The following is a 24,676-nucleotide window of genomic DNA, read 5'->3' on the forward strand; positions in this document are numbered from 1 at the left end:
TTCACTGGAACTCAAGGACGAAGCAACCTGCCGCTAGCAGCGTCGCCGCCCTCGTTGTGGCGCTATATAGGGCGGACTAAGCCAAACTGTCAACACCACTTCCAACAAAAATCCAGTTTTCTTTTCCACAGCCAATATGGTGTCTTTTAACATAAAATCAACCGATGAAACCTGTCGATTCGAACAGTTGCGACAAACATATGACAATCAAGCACATACCGTATCGCATTGCCGTTGACGGCGGAGGAACCGGATGCAGGGCGATCCTCGCGGACGCAGCTGGGACTATTCTGGGTCGCGCCACCGGCGGACCAGCCAATATCGGCGCTGATACGCCGACTGCACTCGCGCATATAATAGAAGTCGCAGAGAGGGCCGCCGCGAATGCCGGGCTCGACATTGCAGTCTTAAGTGAAGCGCGGGCGGTGCTGGGTCTCGCCGGAGCCAACTCGCTGGCCAACCGCGAAGCGCATTATAATGCGCTGCCCTTCGGGCAAGTCAGGATCATGTCGGATGCGGTCACCGCGCTACAAGGCGCGCTCGGCGATGGTGACGGCGTAATGATCATTGTCGGAACCGGCTCGGCCTTTATCAAGCGCACCGGCGAGACCGTTGAGATTGTGGGTGGGCGCGGCTTCATGCTCAGCGACCATGCGGGCGGCGCACGTTTAGGACGCGAGCTATTGGAAGAGGCGCTGCTCGTTGCGGATGGCATGGCTGCGCGCAGTCAGCTGATCGACGCCGCACTGGCACAGTTTAAGAATGATGCGCGTGAGATCACCACCTTTTCGCGCAACGCGACCGCCGCGGACTATGCCGCGTTAGCGCCATTGGTCTTTAAATGGGCGATGGAAGGTGACCCTGTCGGCCTTTCGATCACGCAACGAGCCTGCGATTCCCTCCGCCGCGGACTGGACCGCCTAGGCGTAGAGGAGGTAGGTCGCTTCAGCATGACTGGCGGGCTGGTAAATGCCTATGCGGCGCTCCCCTTTCTGCCACACCGCGCACTTTATAAGCCGCCACTTGGCGATGCCTTGCAAGGCGCGTTGGCGCTAGCCTTGCGAGACGGCCAATAAGATGAGCCGGCAGGGGCAAAAAGACTTGTCGCAGCTCGGTTTAGCCGCTACGCTTTTTATCTGAAAGTCTCGCAGGGGTGGCATGCTTACCAAGAAAGGCAAATACGGCCTGAAAGCCATGGTTCATCTGGCCGGAATAGCCGATGGACAACTGGCCTCAGCCAGTGAGATCGCCGAAAAGCATCATATTCCGCGAAAGTTCCTCGACAATATCTTCACTGAACTGCGCAATGCCGGTTTCGTCCTCAGCCGCAAAGGCAAGGGCGGCGGATTTTGTCTCGCGCGTCCGGCCAATGAAATTGCCATCGGCAATATCATCCGTGCGTTGGATGGCGCGCTGGCTCCCATCGCCTGCGCAAGCAAGACCGACTATCACCCTTGCGACGACTGCGACGAAGAAGAATGCGAAGTGCGTCTGATGATGCTGGATGTGCGTGAGGCCATTGCCAATGTGCTGGACCACCGCACGCTTGCCGACAGCAAGGCGCTCGCCTCGCTGTCGGAATAGCATTTTAGTTCAGGCCGCGACCGACCAGTTCGGGAACGGATCGGTCAGCGCCGACCAGCGTTCCGGCGCAAAGGTCTCATCTTCGACCAGACATGTGTCCAGCTCGGCTGTCAGCGCTTCCTCGCGCATCGGATCGACGCCGATGAAGACGATCTCCTGACGACGATCGCCCCAGACCTTGTGGAAATACGGCTCCATCGCGCTCGTCCAGCCCGGCTCGGTCGGCCAATAGTTTTTCGGCACCGCCGACCACCAGCGCCCGCGCTTGTTTGTACGTACCAATGCGCCAGCCTGACTGATCTCGCCGACATAATCCGGCTGGGTCGCCAGCCAGAAGAACCCCTTGGCCCGCACCACGCCCGGCCAGCTCTTATCGAGAAACGACTGGAACTTTGTCGGGTCGAAAGGCCGACGCGCGCGATAGACAAAGGAGCGAACACCATGTTCCTCGCTTTCCGGCACATGATCGTTGAAGCCGTAAAGCTCCTTGTACCAAAGCGGATGTTCATGCGCCTTGTTGAAGTCGAACAGGCGCGTATCCAATATGGCATCGAGCGGAACCTGCCCGAAATCAACCTCTTCGATGCGCGCATCGGGGTTCAGCGAATGAATGACCTTGCGGGCCAGATCGCGTTCTTCGGGCGACGCGGTGGAAACCTTGTTCAGCACCACGACATCGGCAAACTCGATCTGCTCGACCAGAAGATCGACGAGGGTTCGCTCATCTTCGTCGCCCAGCGACTCACCCCGATCGCGGAGAAAATCGTTCGATGCATAGTCTTTCAGCAGATTGGCCGCATCCACGACCGTCACCATCGTATCGAGCCGCGCCACATCGGCCAGGCTCTTGTCCTGCTCGTCGCGAAACTCGAAGGTCGCTGCCACCGGCAGCGGCTCAGAAATGCCGGTCGATTCGATCAGGAGATAATCGAAGCGCCCCTGCTCAGCCAGTTGGGAAACTTCCTTCAGAAGATCGTCGCGCAGCGTGCAGCAGATGCAGCCATTGGTCATTTCCACCAGCTGCTCTTCGGTACGCGAGAGATTGGCACCCCCTTCGCGCACCAGCGAGGCATCGATATTGATCTCGCTCATATCGTTGACGATAACCGCTACACGGCGATTCTCACGATTGTTGAGTACATGATTGAGAAGCGTCGTCTTGCCGGCGCCAAGGAAGCCGGACAGGACTGTGACTGGGAGCCGTTTTCTCATAACATCGTCCTTTTAATGTTATATCATTACATTTTAATTGCAAAAAACAGGCGGCAGTGCCGCCATTGACGGATTATCTTACGCCGGGCCACCCGAGGGATGGCCCGGCGTCGTTGCGGTTGCAAACGCTTTAGGAAGGGACAGCAACCGCAGCTATTATGAGGACAGGCAAGTTTTCAGCGAATCCGCCATATTGCGGATCAGTTGCGGATAAAGATCAGGACCGTCCTTCAATTCTGCACCGAGCGGATCCAGAACGCCGGTCTTGGCATCCGTTCCTTCAATGACCGTATTGACGAGCTTCGGTTCGAATTGCGGCTCGGAGAACACGCAGGCAACCTTCAGCGATTTAATCTTGTCGTGGATCTGCTGAATGCGGGCAGCACCTGGAGCCTTTTCCGGGCTGACGGTGATGGAACCGGCTGCGTTCACACCGAAACGATTTTCAAAATACTGATAGGCATCGTGGAACACGACAAATGGCTTGTCCTTCACCGGCTGCAATTCCGTCGCGATGTCTTTGGTGAGCGCGTCCAGCTTTTCGGCATAGTTCTTGGCGTTCTGCTCATATTGCGCAGCATGGGCCGGATCGTTTTCGCTCAGAACCTTGGCAATATTGGTGACCAGCACCTTGCCGTTTTCCGGATCGAGCCAGAAATGCAGATCATATTCGCCGTGGTGGTGGTGCTCATGCGCGCCTTCGCCCGCTTCGGCAGCGTGATCGTGACCGGCTTCCGCTTCCTTCTTGTCGCCGTCATCATGTCCATGGGCATGGTCGTGGCCTTCATGGGAGTGGCCTTCGCCCGCTTCCGAATGACCTTCGCCCTCATGGCCATGATCATGCGCCTCAAACGGTCCGCCTTCGCGGAATTTCAGCCGGGTCAGCCCTTCCGATTCACCGAGCGCGACGACCTTGGCGCCCTCGCCCAATGTATCGATTGGTTTGTCGAGGAAGGTTTCCATCGAGGGGCCAGCCCAGAAGATGATCTTTGCATGCTCGATAGCCGCAGCATCGGAAGGCTTGAGGCTATAGACATGCTCGGAACCCGCGCCCTGCACGATCAGTTTTGGCTCGCCAACGCCCTGCATGACAGCAGAAACAAGCGAATGGAGCGGCTTGATCGAAACGACGACACCGTCTCGTTCTGCGGCAAAGGCGCTGCCGCCAAGACCAGTGAGAAATGCGGAGGCGAGCAGCAGGGAACGCAAATGTTTCATGTTATCTCTCTTGAATGAGCGGGGATGTGCATCATATTCTGATGATATGTTATTTTATTACGTCAGTTGCGTTATGCTATAACGTCTGCCATAAGGTCAAGCAACCCTTTTTTGGAGAAATTCACCCCGGCTTTTTTCGGCGATATCGCATTCATCCTGAAATTGCTGTCCTGTGTGACAGCATGGGCGGGTGGATTTCATAATCGGGATATGGCGTGTCGCGCCGCCCGAAAAAGACGCTGGGAAAAAGTCCGAATCGGCGGATGATCCTTTGGAATGCGCTTTAAGCGAAATGAAGATGCAGGCAGCGAAAGCCCCGATTGCAATGGCCAGAAAGAATACAATCCCCGCCAGTCAGGCCTCCGGTCAGGCGCGGGAAACGCTGATTGAACTGAAAAACGCCGGTGTTTATCGCGACGGGCGCTGGCTTGTGCGCAATGTCGATCTAAAGGTCGAGCGCGGCGAGATCGTCACGCTCATTGGGCCGAATGGCGCGGGCAAAAGCACTGCCGCCAAGATGGCGCTGCGCATTCTCAAGCCCGATGAAGGCGAAATCATCCACAAGTCCGGCCTGCGCATCGGCTATGTCCCGCAGAAGATCAACATCGACCGCACCCTGCCGCTTTCCGTGGAACGTTTGCTGACGCTGACCGGCCCTTTGAGCAAGCAGGAGATCGCTGCGGCGCTTGAGGTGGTCGGCATCCCGCATCTTCTGAAAGCGGAGACAGCTCACCTTTCCGGCGGCGAATTCCAGCGCGCCTTGATGGCGCGGGCACTGGCGCGAAAGCCGGATATCATGGTGCTGGACGAACCTGTGCAGGGCGTGGATTTTTCCGGCGAGGCCGCTCTTTATGAACTGATTGCGCGGCTCCGCGACGAGACCGGCTGCGGAGTATTGCTGATCTCGCACGATCTGCATCTCGTCATGGCGGCGACCGACCGGGTCATCTGCCTCAACGGTCATGTCTGTTGCAGCGGAACCCCGCGCGACGTGACCGCAAGCCCGGAATATGTGCGCCTGTTCGGCAGTCGCGCCGTTGGACCGCTCGCCGTTTATGAGCATCATCACGATCACACGCATTTGCCAGACGGGCGCGTGCTGCACAGCGATGGTTCGGTGACGGATCATTGCCATGCCGATGACGGTCATCATCACGAGCACGAGCACGAGCACGAGCACGAGCACGAGCACGAGCACGAGCACGAGCATCACCAACATCATCATGGGGAAGGTGTACACCGTGCTTGACGACTTTTTCACCCGCGCTTTGATTGCCGGTATCGGTCTGGCGCTGACCACCGGGCCGCTCGGCTGTTTCATCGTCTGGCGGCGCATGGCCTATTTCGGCGACACCATGGCCCATTCCGCCTTGCTTGGCGTGGCGCTGGCTCTGATCTTCGACATCAATCTGATGATCGGCGTTTTCGCTGTGTCGGTCGCGATCTCCGCGATCCTGCTGCTCTTGCAGCGCCGCCACACATTGTCGGCAGATTCGCTGCTCGGCATTCTGTCCCATGCCACATTGTCGCTCGGTCTGGTGATCGTTGCCTTCATGACATGGGTTCGCGTCGATCTTCTTTCCTTCCTGTTCGGCGATCTTCTGGCCGTTTCGCGCATGGATATCGTCTATATCTATGCTGGCGGCGCATTCGTACTCGCCGTACTGGCCTGGTTATGGCGGCCCATGCTGGCAGCGACAGTTAGCGAAGATATCGCACGAGCCGAAGGCATGAACCCCGCCGTCTCGCGCGTCATTTTCATGCTGCTTCTGGCAATCGTGATTGCCATTGCGATGAAGATCGTCGGCATTTTGCTGATCACATCGCTGCTGATCATACCGGCTGCAACCTCCCGCCGTTTCGCCTCCACGCCTGAGCAAATGGCGGTGCTTTCATCGCTGGTTGGTGCGGCAGGCGTTGTTGGTGGCCTCTATGGCTCCATTCATTTCGACACGCCGTCGGGCCCTTCCATCGTGGTCGCGGCGCTTGCCATTTTCATTTTCAGCCTTCTGCCCTTACATAAAAGAGCTGAGGCCACATCGAAACGGACTGCTGAACAATGAGCACGCATCACCACCATCATCACACGCAACAGGATCTGACCCGCAACCAGACCCTCGTTTTCGATGTTCTGTCCAAGGCGGAAGGGCCGCTCAGCGCCTATACGATACTCGACCAGTTGCGGGACGACGGCTTTCGCGCGCCGCTTCAGGTCTATCGCGCGCTGGAAAAGCTGCTCGACTATGGACTTATCCATCGCCTCGAAAGCCTCAATGCTTTCGTGGCCTGCGCGCATCCGCAATGCCATCAGCAGGGTCTCGTCGCCTTTGCGATCTGCGAGAAGTGCGGTCAGGTAACGGAATTTTCCGATGCGGCGATTGAAAATCTCGTCAGCGCCTGGAGCCTGCAAAACGGTTTCAAGTCGCGCAAGACGACTCTCGAACTGCGCGGCTTGTGCCAGGCCTGTGGCGATCACTAGGGGCCCCAAGCCTAACAAGAGCCTAACCCATTGGAAGTACCTAATTTTGGAAGTGAAACTTTAAAAGTAACGCTTCGGAAATCGAAATCTGCTAAAAATACCTAGTTCAGGGGATTAGTGGGTAAGATTTTCATATGGCGCGCATGAAGTCGCCGCAAGAGCGGCGCAAGGAAGAAAGACAGAGGACAAGGTTACGTTCGGGGAAACTGATAGACCTGGACGGACAGTTTATCGTTGAGTGCCAGTTCAGCGACTTGTCCCCCCATGGCGCCAAGCTGAGAACCATGGAAACCCCAACCTTGCCCGACAGGTTCTGGCTGTTCGACGATTATTACAAGCGCGCCCTTCTGGCCCGCATCGCCTGGCGCAACGGCCGGGAAATTGGCGTCGAACTGATCACCGATCCGACAGTCACGCCGCTGGACAGCGAACGCTTGGCCCAGCTTGGCGGAAAATACTATTCGCTGTGAGCCGCCTGCCCATCATTGATATTGGCATTGGCCTGCTTTCCGGGCGTCTGGTTGGCCGGGGCGGTCGATGTCGGCTCGCCGCGCATGTTCATGGCGCGGATTTCTTCAGCAGAAATATAGTTGAACTGCTCGACCAGCAGATCCTTGATCACCGGCTCCGGGAACCGCGCATTCAGATCTGAGATGATCGAGGCGCGAACATCCTCGAACTGCACTTTCTCAACCTCTTTCGTATCCGAATAGCTGCCGTAGAACTTGCGGAAAATCTCGTCGCTGATGAACAGCTCCAGCGGCACGCTCAGCTTCTTGCGGATATTCGAATCGACCGTATAGACGAGCTGCGCCACGACATAGCCCGCGACACCGCCATTGGAGATGATCGGCACGCTCATCACGTCCGTCTTGACGTAATCCACGCCGCCGAAGCCGCCAACGGCGGCCTGCGCCTCACCGGACGATGCCGCGTTCTGACGGGTCGCCATGAACAGCGACCCGAAAGCGACAGCGCAAATCCACAAGCCAATGACGAAAATGCGGATCATCGCGCGTGACCGAGCCTCGCGCTCTGCATGGAATAGGTGCCGTCGGCTTCCTGTGTTTCCAATGCGCCGCGGATCACGTCGGCAAGCTCGCCGACCGCGCGCAGATGCAGCTGCAGCGCTTCACAATTCTTCTCAAGCTTCTGCTTCAGGCTGTCGAGCAGCGGCTGCAAGCCTTTCAGCGATGCAGGCTCGGCCAGACCGGCAGCCTTCTTGATAGCCTTGTTGAAATCATAGAGACCGCGGCTTTTGCGCGAATTGATTTCAGCAAGATCGGGATTGCCGCCCTCCATGAGAAGGCGCGTTTCGGTTTCGATGACGTCCTCAAGACGCTGGATGGCGCGAACAACCGGCTTCAAAGTCGGGTTTTGCACCGGTTCCATCGCCAGTTCCTGGTGGGCCAGATCATGCACCTGTTCGCTCGCCTGGGCGAGAACCAGCGATTCTTCCGGCGGCAGGCTGGTTTCAGAGCTTGTCTCGGTCATTTCAAGGTTCCTCAATTTCGGGGGACGTCGCGTTGCGCTCTGCGGCATTTATCGTTCAGCCGCGCGCACTATCCGCGTCGTCGTTTTTCTCAAGCTGCTTTTGGATGAGCGTGCGTTCGAAGCCATGGACAATGTCTTTCGAAACCGCATTGTTGCTCATAGTCTCTCCCAGATTGTTGATCACATCTCCTAATGCTGCAGTGTTCGGCGCGTCTGCCCGCCCTTTGCGCGCCGCCTGCTCCTCAAGCAGTCTGGCAATGCCGACACCGCCGACATCCGCCATCTTGTTCGCCATGGCTTCCGCCATCATCGACTTCCAGTAATCGCCCGCTATGCCCTTGCCGAAGGTTGCTGTCGTGTCACTGGTGAACATCGACTGCACAAAGGATTGCAGCATGAAGGCCTCGAATTTCCGATAGGCCGGATTGATCGTATTCTGCGCGTCGGGCCGCATGGTCACGCCCGCCGAAAGACTGTCGGAAAAGCTCGCGAAATTGTCCCGTGTCAGCCCTGTCACGGAAGACGCCGTCGCCTGCATGGTGCCGGAGACCGACTTCAACCGTTCCGCCGCCATACGATAGGCCTGCGGATCGGCCGCGCGGGCTACATCCATCACCAGATCTGACGGCGGGTTGATCGCCATGCAAAGTTTCCTTCTTCATCCTATGAGTGCACCATAATGGGTCAAACTTGACTGAAACTTGTGGGTGAGTTCAGCGTGGCTCAGACGGCGTTTTCGTGGTTTTCCGGCTAACGAATTCTTCGATCAGAGTGGCCAATTCATGCCGATCCAGCTCGTTTTTGGCCTCTACCAGCCGGTCTTCCAGCAATTCAACCCGCCGTTGTTCCTTCAAAAGCGCGCTGCGCTCCGATTCGAGCTGTGATTCGAGCGCCAGCGATTCGACTGCGTTTGCGCCGAGACGCTTGATGAGAAGCGACGGATCGATATCGAAGACCGCGCCGTCATAGCGCCGGTCCTGCATGGCGATGAGCGCCAGACGCTCTTCTTCCAGCGCGAGCTTGCGGGCATTGGAAACGGCAAGCGCCGATTCGAGCCGGGCGCTGCCCAGCTTCTGCAAATCGATCAGCTTTTTCAGATTGCGTGTGTTGGTCTGGGCCATGACCACCTCAAAACAAAGCGCGCATTTGCGTGGCGGTTTCGTTCGTGAAGAAGCGCAGGAGTTCCGGCAGGATGAAATAGATCACCAACAACCCACCCCCCAGCACGAAAGGCATCGACACGAAGTAGATCGGGATCGACGGCGTCAGCTTGTTGACCAAACCGACTGCGAAATTGACCAGAATCGCAAAGACGATGAATGGCGCTGCGATTCGCAACGTCGCCATGAAGGCCGATGACAGCGCATCGGTAAAATCGATCATTGCCGCATCGGGCCGGAATCGCCCGTCCACCGGAATGGCCGTATAGGAATTCAGCAGCGCGCGCAGAATTTCCAGATGCATGTCGGTGACGAAGAACAGCAGCAGCGCGCTGAACGTCACGATGGTCGCAAGCGTTGCCTGCGGTTCCGATTCGGTAATCGCATCGGCGGGTGAGCCGCTAAAGCCTATGGCCATCGCCATGGTGTTGGCCATGAATTGCAGCGCCCAGAAATAGATATGCGCCAGAATGCCAATTACCGCGCCGACAAACATCTCGCTTGCCATCAGACGAAACAGCGTCCACGGCGCACCGCCATCAACGGCGGTGACAATGCGCGACAAAACCAGCGGCAGCACCGCGAAAGAGCACGCCAGTGCGATGAAGAGCCGGACCTGCAACGGAATGCGCGCGCTCGAAATCCCCGGCATCAGCATCAAGCATGCGCCGACGCGGCAGAACGCCAGAACGGCTGCCAGAATGATATCGTTGAGCGGCAGTTGCGCGATCGGCACTCAGGCCCCTTTCCGCGTATCAATCAATAACAAGAGCGGCTCCGGTTAAACGGAATTGTGGAACCGCTCTATCTATTTGGTTTTACGCATTATCCGACGCAAAACCGCTTCGCACTTTTGCTGGAAATGCTCTATCCCCTCGTCCTTCGAGACGGTTCCCTTCGCTGCGCTCAGGGCACCTCCTCAGGATGAGGGGGAGTCTGGCTCCCCTCCCCTCATCCTGAGGAGCCCCTCCAAGCGTAGCGAAGGAGGGGCGTCTCGAAGGATCGAGGGGTCGAGCGAACAGAAGAACCCAACCTATGAGATCGCGCCGAGCGATTTCACTTCCACACCACGCGCGATTTCGACATGCGATAACACCGGCAAGGTTGCGAACAGGCGCTCGATGATCATTCGGATATAGGGCCGCGCTTCCGGCGACGACACGAGGACGAATCGCTCGCCATTGTCGAAATGCTTGCGAATGACGGTCGATGCTTCCGTGCCAAACTGTTCCAGCAGGCGCGGGTCGATATCGAACTCGACGATTTCGCCCTTGGCGTCACGCTTGAGGCTCTGGTGGAACACCAGATCCCAGCGATTGCCAAGGCGCAGCACATTGAGCACGCCATTATCGGAAAGATCGCCGCAGATTTGCTGCGCCATGCGCATGCGCACATGTTCGACAATCATTTCCGGACGGCGCACCAGCGGCGCGATTTCCGCAATGGCTTCGAGAATGAGATGCAGGTTGCGGATCGACACGCGCTCGGCCAGCAGAAGCTTCAGCACGGCCTGCAAACCGGAATAGGAAATATGCGCCGGGCTGATATCCTCGACCAGCTTGCGATATTCCGGCCCCAGACGATCCAGCAGAATGCGCATATCCTTGTAAGACAAGAGCTGGGCCAGATTATTGCGCACGATTTCGCTGAGATGGGTGAGCAGGACGGACAGATTATCAACCGTCATATAGCCGTCGCGGCGCAAATCGGAGGCGAAGGTTTCCGGCACCGAATAGGCGCGCATACCGAAGGCCGGCTCGCGCGTTTCCTCGCCGGGGATCGACGGAATCGGGCGCTCGCCCAGCACCACCAGAATTTCACCGACGCGCAGTTCATGGCTGGCCACCGACGTACCATGAATCTTGATGCGGTAGCTTTTGGGCGGCAGGGCAAGATCGTCGGTGACCTTGATCTCGGGAATGACGAAGCCGTATTCCTGCGCAAATTTGCGGCGCATCTTGTTAACGCGATGCGCCAGCTCCTGCTGCGAAGCCATCAGGCGTGCGGAAAGCTGCTTGCCGAGGCAAAGTTCAATCTGGCTGGTTTCCAGCGATGCCTTGACGGAATTGCGTTCCTGATCCTCGGCCTCGCGCTGCTTCTTGCCCGCTTCAGCAGCTTCGGCCTCGCGCTGGCGCGCCTGACGGCGAGGCACGGCAATGCCGACAAAAGCCATCGCGCCGCCCAGCATGAAGAATGGAAACGCCGGAAGGCCCGGCATGATGCCGAGAACGAACAGCAGCATCGACGCAACCAGAAGCGCCTTTGGATAAGCGCCAAGCTGGCCGAAAATCGCCTGATCGGCAGAGCCGCGCGTTCCCCCCTTCGACACCAGAAGACCGGCGGCGAGCGAAACGATAAGGGCAGGAATCTGCGTGACGAGACCGTCACCAACCGACAGCTTGGTGAAGACGTCAGCCGCATGGGAAATGTTCATGTCATGGCGGGTAACGCCGATGATGATACCGCCGAAAATATTGACGGCGGTGATGATCAGACCGGCAATGGCATCGCCGCGCACGAATTTCGAGGCACCGTCCATCGAACCGAAGAAGGAGCTTTCTTCTTCCAGTTCGCGGCGGCGGCGCTGCGCTTCCTTTTCATCGATCAGGCCCGACGAAAGATCGGCATCGATGGCCATCTGCTTGCCTGGAATGGCGTCGAGGGTAAAGCGTGCGCCCACTTCTGCGATACGCGTCGCACCCTTGGTGATGACGAGGAAGTTGACGATAATCAGGATACAGAAAACAACGAGACCAATGACGAAATCGCCGCCCATCACGAATTGGGAGAAGCCGTGAATCACATGGCCCGCGGCGAGATAGCCTTCATTGCCATGAGTGAGAATCACACGCGTCGTCGCAATATTGAGCGAGAGTCGCATCATGGTCGCGATCAGCAGGACGGTCGGAAAGGCCGAGAAATCGAGCGGCCGCTGAATCCACAGCGCCACCATCAGAATCAACACCGAAAAAGCGATGGAAAAGGCCAGACCGATATCCAGCACCATCGCTGGAACGGGCAAGAAAAGCACCGTCAGGATGATGATCATGCCTGCCGCCAGGCCCATATCGCTGCCGGTCAGAAATCCGCTTTTTATGAAGGGTTTAGCCGTTGCCTGCTGCACGTCCGTCTCCTGTTACGAAGCGGACCTTAGCTTGCGAAGCTTGCGCGAGGACTTCGCACAAATGCAATCGCGGTGCAACTTATTGGTATTGACGACGCTGTCCTCAACAACGGAAGCTGTTCTTTTTCAAGAGAACAACATGATTTCAAGTGGTAAAGGCAGCCCTTCCCAAGCGGAGAACGTCATTTTCGGTTGGTATGACGGTCAGACTGATGCGAAAGATGTCGCTGATTTCTTCTCTGCCAATGTCAACCCTTCATATATTTCCCACACGGATATTCAGTGGGGACGTGCATCGGGCGTCGGGCAATGGAGCCCTGATCTGCGCGAGAACATTATGGAACTGATCGGCCAGATCAGCACAGGTAAAAGCGCTCGACCGACATCATCAGGTATAAGGCTGGTGATCGCCATGAAGAATGCAACTTTGGTGGGCATCGCCTTTGTTAGCGTCAGGTGCGATGCCGCGTGCCCCTATGCGATACTGGAAGATCTATTGATCAGCCATAACATGCGCGATCGGGGGATCGGCTCGTCGATGCTGAATTGGGTTCGCGATCAATGCCGCGCCGGTGGTATTCGCAGAATGTTTCTCGAAAGCAATCTGGACAACACGAGGGCCCATACGCTGTTTCATCGTCTGGGCTTCCAATCGCTTTCTGTCGTCATGTCTTGTGACTTATGAAGATGACTCAAAAGCCCTTTTCGATGCGCGAATAGACGAGCAGCGTAAAGGAATTGATCTGCGCGCCAACAAAAGGCGCGGTAACAGCCAGCACGACGAAGATAACGACGATCTTCGGAACGAAGGTCAGGGTCATTTCCTGCACCTGCGTCAGTGCCTGAAAAAGCGCGATGCTGATGCCGACGAGCATGGCGGCAAGAACTGCCGGGCCGCTGGCCATCAGCACGGTCCACACCGCCGAGTTGACGATATCCAGCGCATCAGCTTCGTTCACCGGGATCGTCCTTAGCTAACTTTGACGCCCTGGCCGATGGTGACGGTCTGCCCGTCTTCCAGCTCGGCGAGCATGCCCGACTGCTGAATCGTGACCGATTTCACCACGCCCGAGATTTTGCCATCGGCACTGGTCACCGTGCGACCGATCCAGCCTTCGGCCTGTGTCAGCGACGAGTTGGCGATCAGCGTTTCCAGCTTGGAATTCATCTGCACGGACTGCTCGACGCCGGAAAAGGTCGCGAGCTGCGAGACATATTGCGTCGCGTCCATCGGCTGGGTCGGGTCCTGATTCTTCATCTGGGCCACGAGCAGCTTCAGAAACGAGTTGTAATCGACGTCCGCCTTCGCAGCCGAGCTGGCGCTCGACGAATTATTGGTGTTGTTCGTCGTATTGGTGACCGGCGTTGTCGTGGTCATAGGCTTGTCTCCCTAGCCTGTGCTGCATTCCCAACTGGCGGCATGACGCTCTGTTCCGGCATCAGCTCCGCCTCGCGCGGATATTGCGCGCGGATCGTTTTCAATGCTTCGAAAACGCGCCCGTTATGCACCAGTTCATCAACGATCTTCAGCGCGTTCAGGATTTCCGGATCTGAAAACGCCTTGAACATGCCTTTCAGCATTTGCGCAAAAGTCTGGCGCGCCTGATCGCGCAGGGATGGCTCAATGAGCATCATCTGCGCGGCGAAATAAAGCTGGCGCAGCGGTGTCGTCGTCTGGTCCGGCTGGAGCACATGGTTTTCCAGAAGGAACGTCGCATCGTTGAGCAGTTCCAGCGATACCTTGCGGTCAGCTTTCAGCACAGCGCCGTTGATATAGATTTTCTCACCCGCCCGAAGCGACAGGCGGATTGCCGATTTGCCATTGACTGCCATCTCAGAGACCGTCCCGGATCGACCGCGTGATCTCGATCAGCGTATCGAAATCGTTGCTTTCACCCTGGCGGATGCGCTCGATTTCCTTGAGCACGAAAATGCCAACGGAGATGATTGCGGCCTTCAGCTCTTTCGGTAGCGCGTTTTCTTCCGATCCCAGATCATCGATGATCGTGGTCCAGAGACGCATTGTGAAATAACCGGCGTCGATGGCTTCGCGCGAACCGGCGCCATTGGCCTTGGCTGCTGCGAGCATGTCGATCGAACGGTCGAAAAGCATCCGTTCGCGTTCCTTGGCGCTCGCCATATCGTCATTCATGACATCTTCGTAGCGCAACTGATACATGTCGTCTCCGCCAGAGCGCCTTGTGATCTGATTAAATCAGATTGGCGCTCTAAATGGTTGTTCTTACGCACATCTTATCCGAAAACCGTTTCACACTTTTCGGGATGTGCTCTCGTAGTCATCATCTGCGCGGGTCGCCTCATGCTACCGCCGTTATGATGTTGCCCGCTTTATTTCAAATAGTTGAGCAGGCTCATGTTCTGGAGCTGAACCGTCAGCTGATACGAGGTTTCAATCTGCGTCTTCAGATTGTTGACGCGCGTCGCTGCCTCATAAGGGTCGACTTCCTCAAGATTGAGAACCGACTGGTTCAGGATCTTCTGCTGCGCCGTGATACGCGTTACCGCCTGCGAGGTGCGCGACTGCGCAAGACCAAGCGACGTCTGCTCGGATGTGGTCTCGGCAATGGCCTGCGTCGTCGTCTGCATGGCGTGGCCGGTCAGCGCCTGAAAGGCCGAATTGTTGAGACCGATGGTCGAAAACTCGGCCATCATCGTCAGCGACATGATGGTCTTGCGGAAACCGTCGGCATTGGCGCTGATCGATGTATCGGCGGTCTCGGTCGGCGAAATGCGGCTCTTGATCACCGTATCCGATGCGTCGGACCAGTTGGCAGCCCAATTGGCATCGTTGAACTGGTCGGCAAAATCGCCTTCCAGAAACGCGGACATCTGGTCGGCAGTGATATTGGCGACCTGAGGATCGTCGACGCCGAAACCGAAATGCGCCTGGAAGGCGTCGCGGATAGCGGTCTGCGCCGTGCCGCCATCAGTATAGTCGGCAATCGGCTTCACATCGGTATTAACGCCGGAATAGATATATTCGCCGTTATAGCTCGTATTGAGCAGGCCGGTGACGCTGTTGAGGATCGAACGCGCCGATGCGGCAATCGTCGCGCCGCTTTCGCTGGTGCTGGTCGCGCCGGTCAGGTTGGCGAGGAAGTCCTGAGTGTTGCCGATGATCGAGCTTGTCGCGGTCTGCGTCGTCGTCATCCGCTGCTGCACGAGATTGTTCATGTCGAGCAAAACAGTCAGCCGGTCATATTCCTTGCGCAAGGAAACGCTCTGGCCGGATTTCGTGCCAAGCGAAAGCCCGACATCGAAGACGGTTCCCGTCGTCGCTTCCTGCTGGGCCTTGACCAGATCAGCCTTGCCCTTGCTGACAAGCGCCCGAAGGGCGGAAGCTGCACCGTAGTTGGAAACTGATTGCGCTTTCATGAGCCTCACACCGCCGCGAGCAAATCGTCGAGCATCGAACTGACCGTCGTCAGCACGCGGCTCGATGCCTGATAGGAATGTTCCAGATCGAGGAGCAGCGCCATTTCGGTATCGATATTGACACCATTGGCGTTGGACATGGCCTGATCGGCCTGCGTCGCTACAGTCTGGTTGTAAGTATATTCGTTGTTGGCCGTCTTGCGCTTGCCTTCAAGCCAGCTGACCGAAGACGAACCGTAGTCGATCAGGCCCGTATTCGACTTGAGACCGGCCGCAGCGTCGAAGCTGAATGGCGTCGAAAACGCTTCATTCAGCGCGAGCAGACGGCCTGTGAAACCGGCAGCGTTTTCCGCATTATAGACGTAGTCGGCGCCATTTGCGCCGCCGTCGCGCAGATAATTCGGGCTGCCGCCCTGCGAGGTGACGAATGCGGACGAAACCTTGATCGACCCTGCAATCCCCGACGTCAGGCTAGCGCCCGGTGCAGCTGGCGAACCGGACCAGCTGAAAAGGCCGGTCTTGTCCGCGCCGCCATTACCGGACTGGTCCGATTCGGAAAACATGGAGACGAGGCCGCGCGCAATCTCATCGAGCTGCATCTGGTATTGCGGCGCAACCTGATCGCGCAATTGCAGAAGCCCGCTGAGACGGCCCGTGCCATAGGGCTGGTCGAACGTATCGTGGCTGAGCGGCACGCCATCCACCAGCACGGCATTGCCAGCCGTACCGGCAGTCAGGCTGCCTGACGGCGCGAAGGTCACCGTACGCGCCGTGGTTTCAAACAGCGTCACGCCATTATCGGCGAAGATCACCATGTCGTTGTCGCCGCGCGTCATGGTGGTGATGCCGAGTTCGCCCGAGATCTGCTTCAGGAACGCATCGCGCTGATCCAGCGCGTCCGACACGTCGCGCCCCGCGCGCGTGCCGCTGATGACGTCCTTGTTGACCTGTTCGAACTTGGACAGAAGATCGTTGATATTGGCGACCGACACCGCGATTTCGCTATCGGCATCCTCGCGCAGTGACTGCACCTGCTTGGTGCCGTCGTTCAGCGCATTGGCGAGCGCCTGCGCCGTGGATACGACGCTGTCGCCGAGCGACGAATTGGAGGGCGAGGCCGAATAGGTCTGGAGAGCATCGCGCAGATCGCCCATCAGAGCCGATGGCGAACCCGAATAATTGTCTGCGGAGTAAATCGACGAAAGGCGGTCGAGCCCGCTTGCGAGAGCCGACGAAGAGGCCGCCGTGCTGTTGGACTGGATGAAGCGATTGAACAGCGCCTCGTCCGCCGAGCGGGTGACATTCACATAAAGAGAGCCGTAAGGCCCTGAAACGAGGGAAGCGGTGCGCCGCGAATAGTGGGGATCGTTCACGCCAGCAATGTTGCGCGAAACAACCGATGTCTGCTTGGACGTCGCCGCAAGAGAACTCTTGGCCGTCGATAGAGCAGAACTGAGTGACATTCTTTTCCCCTCATGCAAATCGCGAACCGCGACCCGTAATCTAAAACATCGCATTTGCGGGAAGGTCGCCCTTCCCGCAAATGCTTAACTTATCTCTTCAGATTGACCAGAACGTCCATCAGTTCGGAGCCGGTCTGGAAGACTTTCGAATTTGCCGTGTAGCTGCGCTGGGCTTCGATCATGTCGGTCAGTTCCTGCGCGATATCGGCGTTTGATTCCTCAAGCGAGCCGGACATGATCTTGCCCATGCCATCGCTCTGCGGATAACCGGTCTTGACCGCGCCGGATGCTGCGCTTGGCGAGAACACGTTGCCGCTCACCACCGTCATGCGGTCGGGGCTTGCCACGGTTGCCAGCGGCAAACGATAGAGCACCTGCTGCGAGCCGTTTTCGTAAATCGCAACGACCGAACCGTCCGCACCCACGTCGACGCTTTGCAGCGAAGACGGCGCCTGACCGTTGATGGTGGCCTGCGAGATCGTGTAGTTGCCTGTACGCGCCGTCGATGCGCCGAGATTGAGGTCCAGCGTACCGCCATTGTAGCCGGTCAGATCGACCGAAACGTTGCCGCCGGAAACCACCGCGCCCGTTACCGGATCAAAGGTCAGCGTGCCGGTGCCGATTTCGACATTGTCGGCAGCGTTCTTGACCGAGACCGACCAGGTGTCATCCGCATTCTTGGTGAAATAGACGTCGAGCTTAACCGCCTCGCCGGCATTGTTGTAGGAGATCAGCGAGGTCTTGTGGTTATAGTCGCCAGCCGTTGCAGGCGGCGTATCGGTCGTCGGCAGGTTGACCGTGAACGTGCCGTTCGTGCTGCCGATTGCCGTCAGATCGGGCGCATTGACATTGACGATCGAAAGGCCGTTGAGGTCTGGCGCAACATTGCCGTCAGCCGAACCGAGCAGGTAATAACCAGCCGTATTGACCAGATTGCCATCCTTGTCGGGCACGAACGATCCCGCGCGCGTCAGATAGGTCGCGCCGTCCGCGCCCTGCACGAGGAAATAGCCGTTGCCGTCAATGGCAAGGTCGGTCGTCGACGATGTGGAGCGGATGCCGCCCTGATCCGAAATACCATAACGCACCGAGGTCAGCACGCTGCCGGAATTGTACTGGCCGCCACTGCTCGGCAGAACAAGCGACGAAAACTGCGTTTCAGCGCGCTTGTACCCGATCGTGCTCGCATTCGCGATATTGTCCGCGACAGCCGAGAGACGGTTTGCCTGAGCATTCATGCCCGAAACACCCGTCCGCATCATACCGTAGAGACTCATTGCCAGCTCCTGACATTTCTAGCCGAGAATTTTAGAACTTGTTACGATTCTAACGTGCCATGCTTGCGTGAAGCTGTAGCGTCGCGAGATTTTTGTTTTTTACCGGGACGCTGCGCAGCTTTTGAGAGACCGGAATCTGGCTCTAAACTGCGGCTCGGACTCTTACCGGGAACGGGGAACTCAGAACCTGGAACAAGCAAACCATTCAAAGAACGAATGGGGCACTACTCGATGCTGATGCAGTAGCCGAGGAAGCGCTTGGAATCGATGGGATCGAAGCCAAGCTGCTCGCGCAACTTCTTGCGCAGCTTGCTGATGTGGCTTTCCACGACGTTTTCTTCGACTTCACTGTCGAAGATGCCGTAGATCGCGCCGAAAATCTGCGCCTTGTTGATGCGGCGACCGCGATTGGCAATCAGATATTCCAGAATGCGGCGCTCGCGGCGCGGCAGCGGAAAATCGACGCCGTTGATCTGCGGATCACGTCCATCGGAGAAAACACGGATGGGGCCAAGATCGGTGCCGGTTTCCGCAACGCTCTGCGCGCCAGCCGCGCGGCGGCGGATCGCATTGATGCGGGCAAGAATTTCGCGGACATGGATCGGCTTGCGCACAACATCGTCAACCCCGGATTGAAAAAGCTCCAGCGTATGCTCGAGCGAGGGACGATCGTTGAGGGCGATGACGGGGGCCTTGCAGCGTTCACGAATTCGGGCAGGAAGACGATGCTGGGTTGCGCATTCCCCAATGAGGAACGCTTCGACGGCCATAATATCCTGCCGAGGAACGGTCTCTACCCATTCGTCGAAATCCGCCGGTGTGAAGCCCGTCGTCGTGATGCCTTCACGGCCAAACCATGAGGCATAGCCTTCAGTGACAATATCTCTGTCATCCACGACGACAATCATCGGCCCGCCTTCCGAATCAATATGTTAGCCCAAGCAAGACAGAGGTAACTGGCGGAGTGACTCGGCGACAATGGCAAGAAATTGCCCGCAATAAATTGGGAGGCATTTTAGCATTATCTAATTTATGGGGAATCGTGCAGATTGCATTGCACCTGGGAAGGATAGCGAGGCGACCCTTAACGACGCGTTAACGGCTCACGATCTTTTACGATTCATTACAATGGCTTAATTATTACTAACCTAAATTAGTCCCCAATCTGAAAGACAATCCCTGATTGTACAGTTGTAAACGGCGTGTATGCACCGTCGCTTTACAACCGTTAAAAATTTAATGATTCAGTAATGGTTCGGGGATGACGCCGATCACGCTCCGCAAAATATTTTTGCGTCTGGCGTCCAGTTTCCGAAGCCTGTCGCGACCATATTTGCCATGACCCGGCAGACATATCGCTTCTGTGCCGGGTTGTTGTTCGGGCCTGCGTGGTAGCGTGCGACGGCCATCGTCCAGTTGCCTTCACGGGTATGAAGCTGCTTCAGAAACCGGGCCGCATAATCGACATTCAGGCTCGGTATCAGCATGGACGCGACCGATGGAAATTCCTGCCCGTGATAGTAGTAGTTGATCTGCATGCAACCAAGATCGATCAGCTTTGCGCCCCCGGCGCGCACCTCGGTGAAGCGCTTCAGGGCAGCGCCTTGCGACGGGAGAAACTCTGCCTTGCCCTCGATATTCATCGCATAGGGTTGCAATGAATTCTTGCGCCCGGTCTCTGTCAGGCCGACGGCGTAGAGGATGCCGAGCGGCACTTCATAACGCGCCGAAGCGCGGTGCATTTCGCGCTCACAGACATTTTCAGCTGCTGCGATGCCGGTGCTACACAACCAGACCGCGACTGCGGCCACCAGTGCCTGCAACAGTGTCGCGCGCCGCAGTTTCGGAACCTGTCTGCTTGCCGGACCGGTCATGTCCCGTTTGGCTGGAATCGCCATTCTGCCTGCCCTCGCCGCTTGCAAACTGTGCCTGTGCCTGAGATTGCGCGCCATTGCGGCCATCGAAGCCGCCTTGCATATTGAAGGCCTGCTGCTGGCCGGATGATTGCTGTTGAGCGCCCGCCTGTTGCTGGCCAGCATTCTGGCTTGCAGCGGCGTGCTGTATAGCGCTTGGCGCGCTGCGGTCAGCAACTGTCACGGTGATACGCGCATCGTCACCGATACCTGCACTTTTCAGCGCTTTTTCAATCACCGAGCGGTCAGCGGAAAGCGCTTCGGCAGCCTGCGCCTTATCCGCCACAAGGTGCACTTCCACCCCATCCGGCACAACGCGGATACGCGCCGTCACTTGCCCCAGATCGACCGGGTCAAGCCGGATTTGCAATGTCTTCACCGAACCGAAGCTGCGTTCGGAAACCACCTGCACATCCGCCACCCGCACAGCCTGCTGGCTAGCGGCGGTTGACTTGCCTTCCGCCGGACCAACAGACTTGCTGGCAGCCTGCTGCGGCTGGAGGACACTTCGATCAGCGGTATCGGAATTAGCCGGCTGATTACCTGTTGGCTTGTCGCCTTTCAGGAGATCGGCAAGATCCGCTTCGGGCTTTTCGGTCGCCGTGTCTTGTTGTGCGCCGGTTGCCTCACCGGACGCGGCCTGAGCGGATTTGGAAGACGGCTTTGTGTTTGCAGCGGGCGCGAGATTTTGAGTTGCTTCGCCCTTGCGCTTCACGTCGTTCGCAGTGTCTGCCCCGACCTGCGCTTCCTTGCCTTCGACAGCGTCCGCATCCACGCCCTCAGCATGTCCAAGCGCAGCTTTTTCAGCCTTTTTCGCCAGATTTTCTGTGGCAGAATTGTGGCTTTCGCTGTTCAAACTGGGCATATTTGCGGCCAAAGAAAGGACATTCTGCGACACAACCCAGGATGAAGCCTGCGTTGAGGCATCTGATTTCTGCTCGTCCTGCTCTTCGGTCTGCGCTGTGTCGGCATCTTCACCCTTGGCGACGGGCTTGCCATGCGGCTTTTCCAGAAGCGCGCCGAACAGCTGCGACGGGTCGGAATTTTCCTGCCCATCCACGGCTGCCTTGCCTTGTCCGTTGGCCTGCTGGGGGGCGAGGCTGCGGGTCGGCGAAGCCATCCGTCCAGCCTGACCGAGCAAAATATCCACGCTCATCGAATGGTCTCCCCTAGCAAAGCGTCGATCTCGGCAAGCTTGCGCCGGGCATCGTCCATGGTCTTCTGCAAATCGTCTGTCGGCTGCGCAGGTGTCGGCTTCCAGCCCGCAACCGGCGACGAAACCGGTGCCGCCACAGGCGTCGCAACCGGCGTTGTGACAGGTGCTGTGACGGGCGCATCCGCTACCGCCATGCGCGGTATCTTGCGGTCATCCACGGCGGGTTCTGGCGCTGCTTTGGCTGGCGGCAGGGCGTCCGGCGCGCGGGTCACGACCGAGCCCACCGTCTCGGCGGCCTTCAACAGCTTGCGGTCAGGTTCCTGCAACCGATCAGGCGAAATCTGCGACAGTTCACGCAGGGCGTTTCCCGCCGAATCGGAAGCGACGCCGCTCGCCGCCGCATAAAGATTGGCGCGAGTCGGATCGGCTTTGAGATGGTCGGCGAGTTTGCGCGCCTCGGCAGACATGAAACGCGCCCGCTCGGTTTGACCGTCCACCAGAGCGCCGCGCGCGATCTGGAGATAGAGCGAATATTGCATCACCGGATCGGCGGCTGCGATCAACTTCACCAGTTCGGCATTGCCAATACGGTCATTGAGCTTGAGCGCTGCGCTGACGAATTGTCCCATAAAATCACGCATATAGGGCGAGCGGGGGAAACGCTGCAGATAGTTGCGCGCCAGCATTCTGATCTTTTCGGCATCGCCCAGCTTGGCGGCAATCGGCATCGAACGGCGGATCGCCGCTTCCTCGAACAGCGTGCCCGGTGCTTCGAGCCGCACCTGATCAAGCCGCAGCAGCGCCGTAGCCGGGTCAAAGGCTGTCATCTGGCTGGCAGTCACGAGCACGATGGAAGCTTTCAGCTCTGAAGGCACATCGGGCGACAGCGGAACGGAGAACAGCTTCACCACTTCGATCATCTGCCCGGAGGCATAGGCCAAAGCGCCCTTGACCAGCTCCTGCGGCACGACATCCGAATTTAGATCGACCAGAACCTTGCGCACCGCGTCAGGATTACCGCCATTGAAGAGATAGATAATCGCCGCATAGATGTTTTCGGGATTGTCCCAGGCTTCCTTCGGCGCGCGCGCCATATCGGCGCTGATGAAAGCCAGAAGCTTGTTCAGCATGACCACGGCTTCCGGCTTTCCGGCCACCACCTGATCCTGCAACATGCGCAGCGAACGCACGAGCTTGTAAGGTTCCAGCACCGGCAAGGTAGCGCCCGTGCTGCCACCCTGCTGCGCCTGCGCAAAGACATGCATGGGCGTTCCTGCCAGAGGCAGGCTCACGGTCAAAGCGATCATCAGGGAGCGCTGAACGAACCGCTTCATGGGGCGGACTTGAGGAAAATATCGATGCGGCGATTCTCTGCCGCATTCGGATCATTGGCGATTTTCGGCTGGCGGTCAGCATAGCCTTCGACGCGCAGCACCCGCTTTTCATCCAGCCCGCCGCGCACCAGCATGTAATAGGCCATCTGCGCACGCGCCGAAGACAGACGCCAGTTGTCATAGCTTGCGCTTTTGAACGGGCGCGAATCGGTGTGACCACTGATGATAACTTCGCCCGGCTGGCGGGAAATCACCTGCGCTATGCGTTCCAGCATCTGGACCACGCGCGCATCGGGCTTGGCAGAGCCGATAGTGAACATGCCATAATCGATCTTGTCGGTAAGCTGGATCATCACACCGCCATCAACGGGCACCACCGTCACATCTGGCATGGGTTCAGCCTTGCTGCCCTGCTTGGCCGCAGTGGACTTTTCTCCTTCCGCAGCCTTTTTCAGTTCCGCGATGAGCTGATCCTGATCTTTTGCAGGCGCCTCGGCTGGCTTTGCAGCCTCTTCCGGCTTCGCCTCTGCCGCTTCCGGCTTGGGCGGCGTGGAGGGAGCGGCATTTGGAGGCGTCAGCTCGTCGGCAGCCTTGCTCGACCAGTAATCCGGGCTGAACGGATCGCGATAGGCATCGCCGCCATCGGCACCAGTGGCGGGGCCGGATTGCGACGTGCCGCCATCGCCCTTGGCAGACTGATTCTGCAACACGCCGGTTTCATGCGCCAGTTCCGACAAAACCGCATAAGGCTCGCGGAAAAGCTGACGCTCCTCCTGCTCGCTTGGCGGCTGCACCTTGGTGTCGTTGATGACCTTGGTGCTATCATCGACCTTCTGGTCACTGTCAAAGCGAACCTTGCCGTCTTTCTCGTCAATGTCCTGCACGCCTTTCGGGCTCGACTGCCGGTCCATCAGCTTGACGGGATTGAAATAGCTGGCGACAGCCGCTTTGGTTTCCTCATTGGCGGCATTGATCAGCCACATGACGAGAAAGAACGCCATCATGGCGGTCATGAAGTCGGCATAGGCGATTTTCCACACGCCGCCATGGTGGCTGTCGTGGTCGTCATGCCCGCCACGGCGAACAATGATGATTTCGCGCTTGGTTTCGGGATCGATGCTCATTGGACCGCAGCCTTCAATTCTTCAAGAAGCGGCGCGATGCGCGTTTCCAGCACCCGTTCGCCAAAGGAAAAGGACAATTCATCCGACGCGTTTTCGGTAAACCGGCAGCCGGATGGCAGCAAAGCCGCATGATCGCGCAGCGGGGCCAGCAGCCTTGCCGGGCCGGCGATTTCCGGCGCTTCACCTTCCAGCGCCAGTGCTGCAATACGATGGGCAAATTCCACAACCGCGTCGTGCTCAAGCTTCCCGACGAGCAGCGGCGCCAGAATTTCGGCAATCTGAGCGGAACAGTTCTGTTCCAGCGCGGTCAGCGCTTCCGTCAGGCTGCGCGCCAGCAACAGCGCCTGCTCACGCGAAAAGGCGGCACGAAGATTTTCGATTTCCGTCTCATGCTCACGCAAAAGCCGGGCTTTCTCGGCTTCGTAAAGCGCTTCGGCTTCCTTGTGCCCTTCCTCGCGGCCAAGCGTGTGGCCCTGCGCGTGACCGGTCTCGAAGGCCGTGCGCTTTTCTTCCTCGACCGCAATTATCGCCGCCACTTCCGCCTGTTCAGCAGCGTCCAGCTTGTCGGCGAAATGGGGAGCCTTGGTCTCCTTGGCCCGTTCGGCTGAACGCGCACGCTGGACCGGCTCCTGCTTCAACGGCTGTGGCTGCACCGGGGCGGCGATGATCTCCACCGCCTCATCGGCAATGCGATGGGTCGAGAAATCAGGAAGATAACGGCTGAGAGGGAGCGCGCTCATTA

Annotated in this window: 28 protein-coding genes; 7 read left to right on the forward strand and 21 right to left on the reverse strand. The window is 57.9% G+C overall.

The window, feature by feature from the left end; all coding sequences use genetic code 11:
* Positions 1-200: 200 nt before the first annotated feature.
* Both QBD01_RS13890 and QBD01_RS13895 read left to right on the forward strand, forming a co-directional pair.
* Entirely contained in the window at positions 201-1,076 is an 876-nt protein-coding gene (locus tag QBD01_RS13890; protein ID WP_280993301.1) for a BadF/BadG/BcrA/BcrD ATPase family protein, read from the forward strand.
* 82 nt (positions 1,077-1,158) lie between these two features.
* Positions 1,159-1,584 (forward strand): Rrf2 family transcriptional regulator, encoded by a 426-nt coding sequence (locus QBD01_RS13895; RefSeq protein ID WP_280993302.1) that lies wholly within the window; start codon positions 1,159-1,161, stop codon positions 1,582-1,584.
* A 9-nt stretch (positions 1,585-1,593) separates the two neighbouring features.
* Here the strand turns inward: QBD01_RS13895 and zigA are convergent, their stop codons facing one another.
* Both zigA and znuA read right to left on the reverse strand, forming a co-directional pair.
* A complete protein-coding gene (zigA, locus tag QBD01_RS13900; protein ID WP_280993303.1) occupies positions 1,594-2,796 on the reverse strand; it encodes a zinc metallochaperone GTPase ZigA in 1,203 nt (400 codons plus the stop codon).
* A gap of 156 nt (positions 2,797-2,952) precedes the next feature.
* Positions 2,953-4,014, reverse strand: a complete 1,062-nt coding sequence (gene znuA, locus QBD01_RS13905) for a zinc ABC transporter substrate-binding protein ZnuA (RefSeq protein WP_280993304.1) — start codon at positions 4,012-4,014, stop codon at positions 2,953-2,955.
* A 325-nt stretch (positions 4,015-4,339) separates the two neighbouring features.
* Between znuA and QBD01_RS13910 the strand changes: the two genes are divergently transcribed.
* The 4 genes from QBD01_RS13910 to QBD01_RS13925 all read left to right on the forward strand — a co-directional run bounded on the left by QBD01_RS13910 (position 4,340) and on the right by QBD01_RS13925 (position 6,963).
* Positions 4,340-5,263, forward strand: coding sequence for a metal ABC transporter ATP-binding protein (locus QBD01_RS13910; RefSeq protein WP_280993564.1), 924 nt, complete (start codon positions 4,340-4,342; stop codon positions 5,261-5,263).
* A complete protein-coding gene (znuB, locus tag QBD01_RS13915; protein WP_280993305.1) occupies positions 5,238-6,077 on the forward strand; it encodes a zinc ABC transporter permease subunit ZnuB in 840 nt (279 codons plus the stop codon). The genes QBD01_RS13910 and znuB overlap by 26 nt, the downstream gene beginning before the upstream one ends.
* Positions 6,074-6,493: a Fur family transcriptional regulator gene (locus tag QBD01_RS13920; protein ID WP_078340887.1), complete on the forward strand. Its 420-nt coding sequence runs from the start codon at positions 6,074-6,076 to the stop codon at positions 6,491-6,493. Before znuB ends, QBD01_RS13920 begins: the two co-directional genes overlap by 4 nt.
* 134 nt (positions 6,494-6,627) lie before the next feature.
* On the forward strand, positions 6,628-6,963 hold the full coding sequence (locus QBD01_RS13925; protein ID WP_280993306.1) for a PilZ domain-containing protein: 336 nt from the start codon (positions 6,628-6,630) through the stop codon (positions 6,961-6,963).
* Here QBD01_RS13925 and QBD01_RS13930 read toward each other — a convergent pair.
* From QBD01_RS13930 to flhA, 6 genes are all read right to left on the reverse strand, one after another.
* Entirely contained in the window at positions 6,951-7,505 is a 555-nt protein-coding gene (locus QBD01_RS13930; protein WP_280993307.1) for a hypothetical protein, read from the reverse strand. The two genes, QBD01_RS13925 and QBD01_RS13930, sit on opposite strands and share 13 nt — an antisense overlap.
* On the reverse strand, positions 7,502-7,987 hold the full coding sequence (locus QBD01_RS13935) for a flagellar protein FlgN (protein ID WP_182523053.1): 486 nt from the start codon (positions 7,985-7,987) through the stop codon (positions 7,502-7,504). The genes QBD01_RS13930 and QBD01_RS13935 overlap by 4 nt, the downstream gene beginning before the upstream one ends.
* Before the next feature lie 55 nt (positions 7,988-8,042).
* Positions 8,043-8,630: a rod-binding protein gene (locus tag QBD01_RS13940; protein WP_280993308.1), complete on the reverse strand. Its 588-nt coding sequence runs from the start codon at positions 8,628-8,630 to the stop codon at positions 8,043-8,045.
* A gap of 70 nt (positions 8,631-8,700) precedes the next feature.
* A complete protein-coding gene (locus QBD01_RS13945; protein ID WP_280993309.1) occupies positions 8,701-9,108 on the reverse strand; it encodes a hypothetical protein in 408 nt (135 codons plus the stop codon).
* 7 nt (positions 9,109-9,115) lie between these two features.
* Complete coding sequence (fliR, locus tag QBD01_RS13950) at positions 9,116-9,883, reverse strand: flagellar biosynthetic protein FliR (protein ID WP_182523056.1); 768 nt, start codon at positions 9,881-9,883, stop codon at positions 9,116-9,118.
* A gap of 297 nt (positions 9,884-10,180) precedes the next feature.
* Entirely contained in the window at positions 10,181-12,271 is a 2,091-nt protein-coding gene (flhA, locus tag QBD01_RS13955) for a flagellar biosynthesis protein FlhA (protein WP_182523057.1), read from the reverse strand.
* A gap of 82 nt (positions 12,272-12,353) precedes the next feature.
* On the opposite strand from flhA, the gene QBD01_RS13960 reads away from it, so the two are divergent.
* Positions 12,354-12,956: a GNAT family N-acetyltransferase gene (locus tag QBD01_RS13960; RefSeq protein WP_280993310.1), complete on the forward strand. Its 603-nt coding sequence runs from the start codon at positions 12,354-12,356 to the stop codon at positions 12,954-12,956.
* A 7-nt stretch (positions 12,957-12,963) separates the two neighbouring features.
* On the opposite strand, the gene fliQ is transcribed toward QBD01_RS13960, so the two are convergent.
* From fliQ to QBD01_RS14025, 13 genes are all read right to left on the reverse strand, one after another.
* Positions 12,964-13,230 carry a flagellar biosynthesis protein FliQ gene (fliQ, locus tag QBD01_RS13965; RefSeq protein WP_182523058.1) on the reverse strand — a complete coding sequence of 89 codons (267 nt, stop codon included), beginning with the start codon at positions 13,228-13,230 and terminating at the stop codon, positions 12,964-12,966.
* A gap of 11 nt (positions 13,231-13,241) precedes the next feature.
* On the reverse strand, positions 13,242-13,649 hold the full coding sequence (flgD, locus tag QBD01_RS13970) for a flagellar hook assembly protein FlgD (protein ID WP_182523059.1): 408 nt from the start codon (positions 13,647-13,649) through the stop codon (positions 13,242-13,244).
* Positions 13,646-14,104, reverse strand: a complete 459-nt coding sequence (gene flbT / locus QBD01_RS13975; RefSeq protein ID WP_280993311.1) for a flagellar biosynthesis repressor FlbT — start codon at positions 14,102-14,104, stop codon at positions 13,646-13,648. Before flbT ends, flgD begins: the two co-directional genes overlap by 4 nt.
* Position 14,105: 1 nt before the next feature.
* On the reverse strand, positions 14,106-14,450 hold the full coding sequence (gene flaF, locus QBD01_RS13980) for a flagellar biosynthesis regulator FlaF (RefSeq protein ID WP_182523091.1): 345 nt from the start codon (positions 14,448-14,450) through the stop codon (positions 14,106-14,108).
* 170 nt (positions 14,451-14,620) lie between these two features.
* Positions 14,621-15,667 (reverse strand): flagellar hook-associated family protein, encoded by a 1,047-nt coding sequence (locus QBD01_RS13985; RefSeq protein ID WP_182523061.1) that lies wholly within the window; start codon positions 15,665-15,667, stop codon positions 14,621-14,623.
* A 5-nt stretch (positions 15,668-15,672) separates the two neighbouring features.
* The gene (gene flgK, locus QBD01_RS13990; protein WP_280993312.1) at positions 15,673-17,130 is read right to left on the reverse strand and encodes a flagellar hook-associated protein FlgK; all 1,458 of its coding nucleotides are present in this window, start codon (positions 17,128-17,130) and stop codon (positions 15,673-15,675) included.
* 89 nt (positions 17,131-17,219) lie between these two features.
* A complete protein-coding gene (locus QBD01_RS13995) occupies positions 17,220-18,407 on the reverse strand; it encodes a flagellar hook protein FlgE (protein WP_280993313.1) in 1,188 nt (395 codons plus the stop codon).
* Positions 18,408-18,631: 224 nt separating this feature from the next.
* On the reverse strand, positions 18,632-19,315 hold the full coding sequence (ftcR, locus tag QBD01_RS14000; RefSeq protein ID WP_182523064.1) for a flagellar transcriptional regulator FtcR: 684 nt from the start codon (positions 19,313-19,315) through the stop codon (positions 18,632-18,634).
* Positions 19,316-19,678: 363 nt separating this feature from the next.
* On the reverse strand, positions 19,679-20,281 hold the full coding sequence (locus QBD01_RS14005) for a transglycosylase SLT domain-containing protein (protein ID WP_280993314.1): 603 nt from the start codon (positions 20,279-20,281) through the stop codon (positions 19,679-19,681).
* The gene (locus QBD01_RS14010) at positions 20,190-21,476 is read right to left on the reverse strand and encodes a flagellar hook-length control protein FliK (protein ID WP_280993315.1); all 1,287 of its coding nucleotides are present in this window, start codon (positions 21,474-21,476) and stop codon (positions 20,190-20,192) included. Before QBD01_RS14010 ends, QBD01_RS14005 begins: the two co-directional genes overlap by 92 nt.
* Positions 21,473-22,810 (reverse strand): chemotaxis protein, encoded by a 1,338-nt coding sequence (locus QBD01_RS14015; RefSeq protein WP_280993316.1) that lies wholly within the window; start codon positions 22,808-22,810, stop codon positions 21,473-21,475. Before QBD01_RS14015 ends, QBD01_RS14010 begins: the two co-directional genes overlap by 4 nt.
* On the reverse strand, positions 22,807-23,934 hold the full coding sequence (locus QBD01_RS14020) for a flagellar motor protein MotB (RefSeq protein WP_280993317.1): 1,128 nt from the start codon (positions 23,932-23,934) through the stop codon (positions 22,807-22,809). The genes QBD01_RS14015 and QBD01_RS14020 overlap by 4 nt, the downstream gene beginning before the upstream one ends.
* Entirely contained in the window at positions 23,931-24,674 is a 744-nt protein-coding gene (locus QBD01_RS14025; RefSeq protein WP_280993318.1) for a hypothetical protein, read from the reverse strand. Before QBD01_RS14025 ends, QBD01_RS14020 begins: the two co-directional genes overlap by 4 nt.
* Positions 24,675-24,676: the final 2 nt, after the last annotated feature.

Source organism: Ochrobactrum sp. 19YEA23, assembly GCF_029909865.1.
GTDB classification, from domain to species: domain Bacteria; phylum Pseudomonadota; class Alphaproteobacteria; order Rhizobiales; family Rhizobiaceae; genus Brucella; species Brucella gambitense.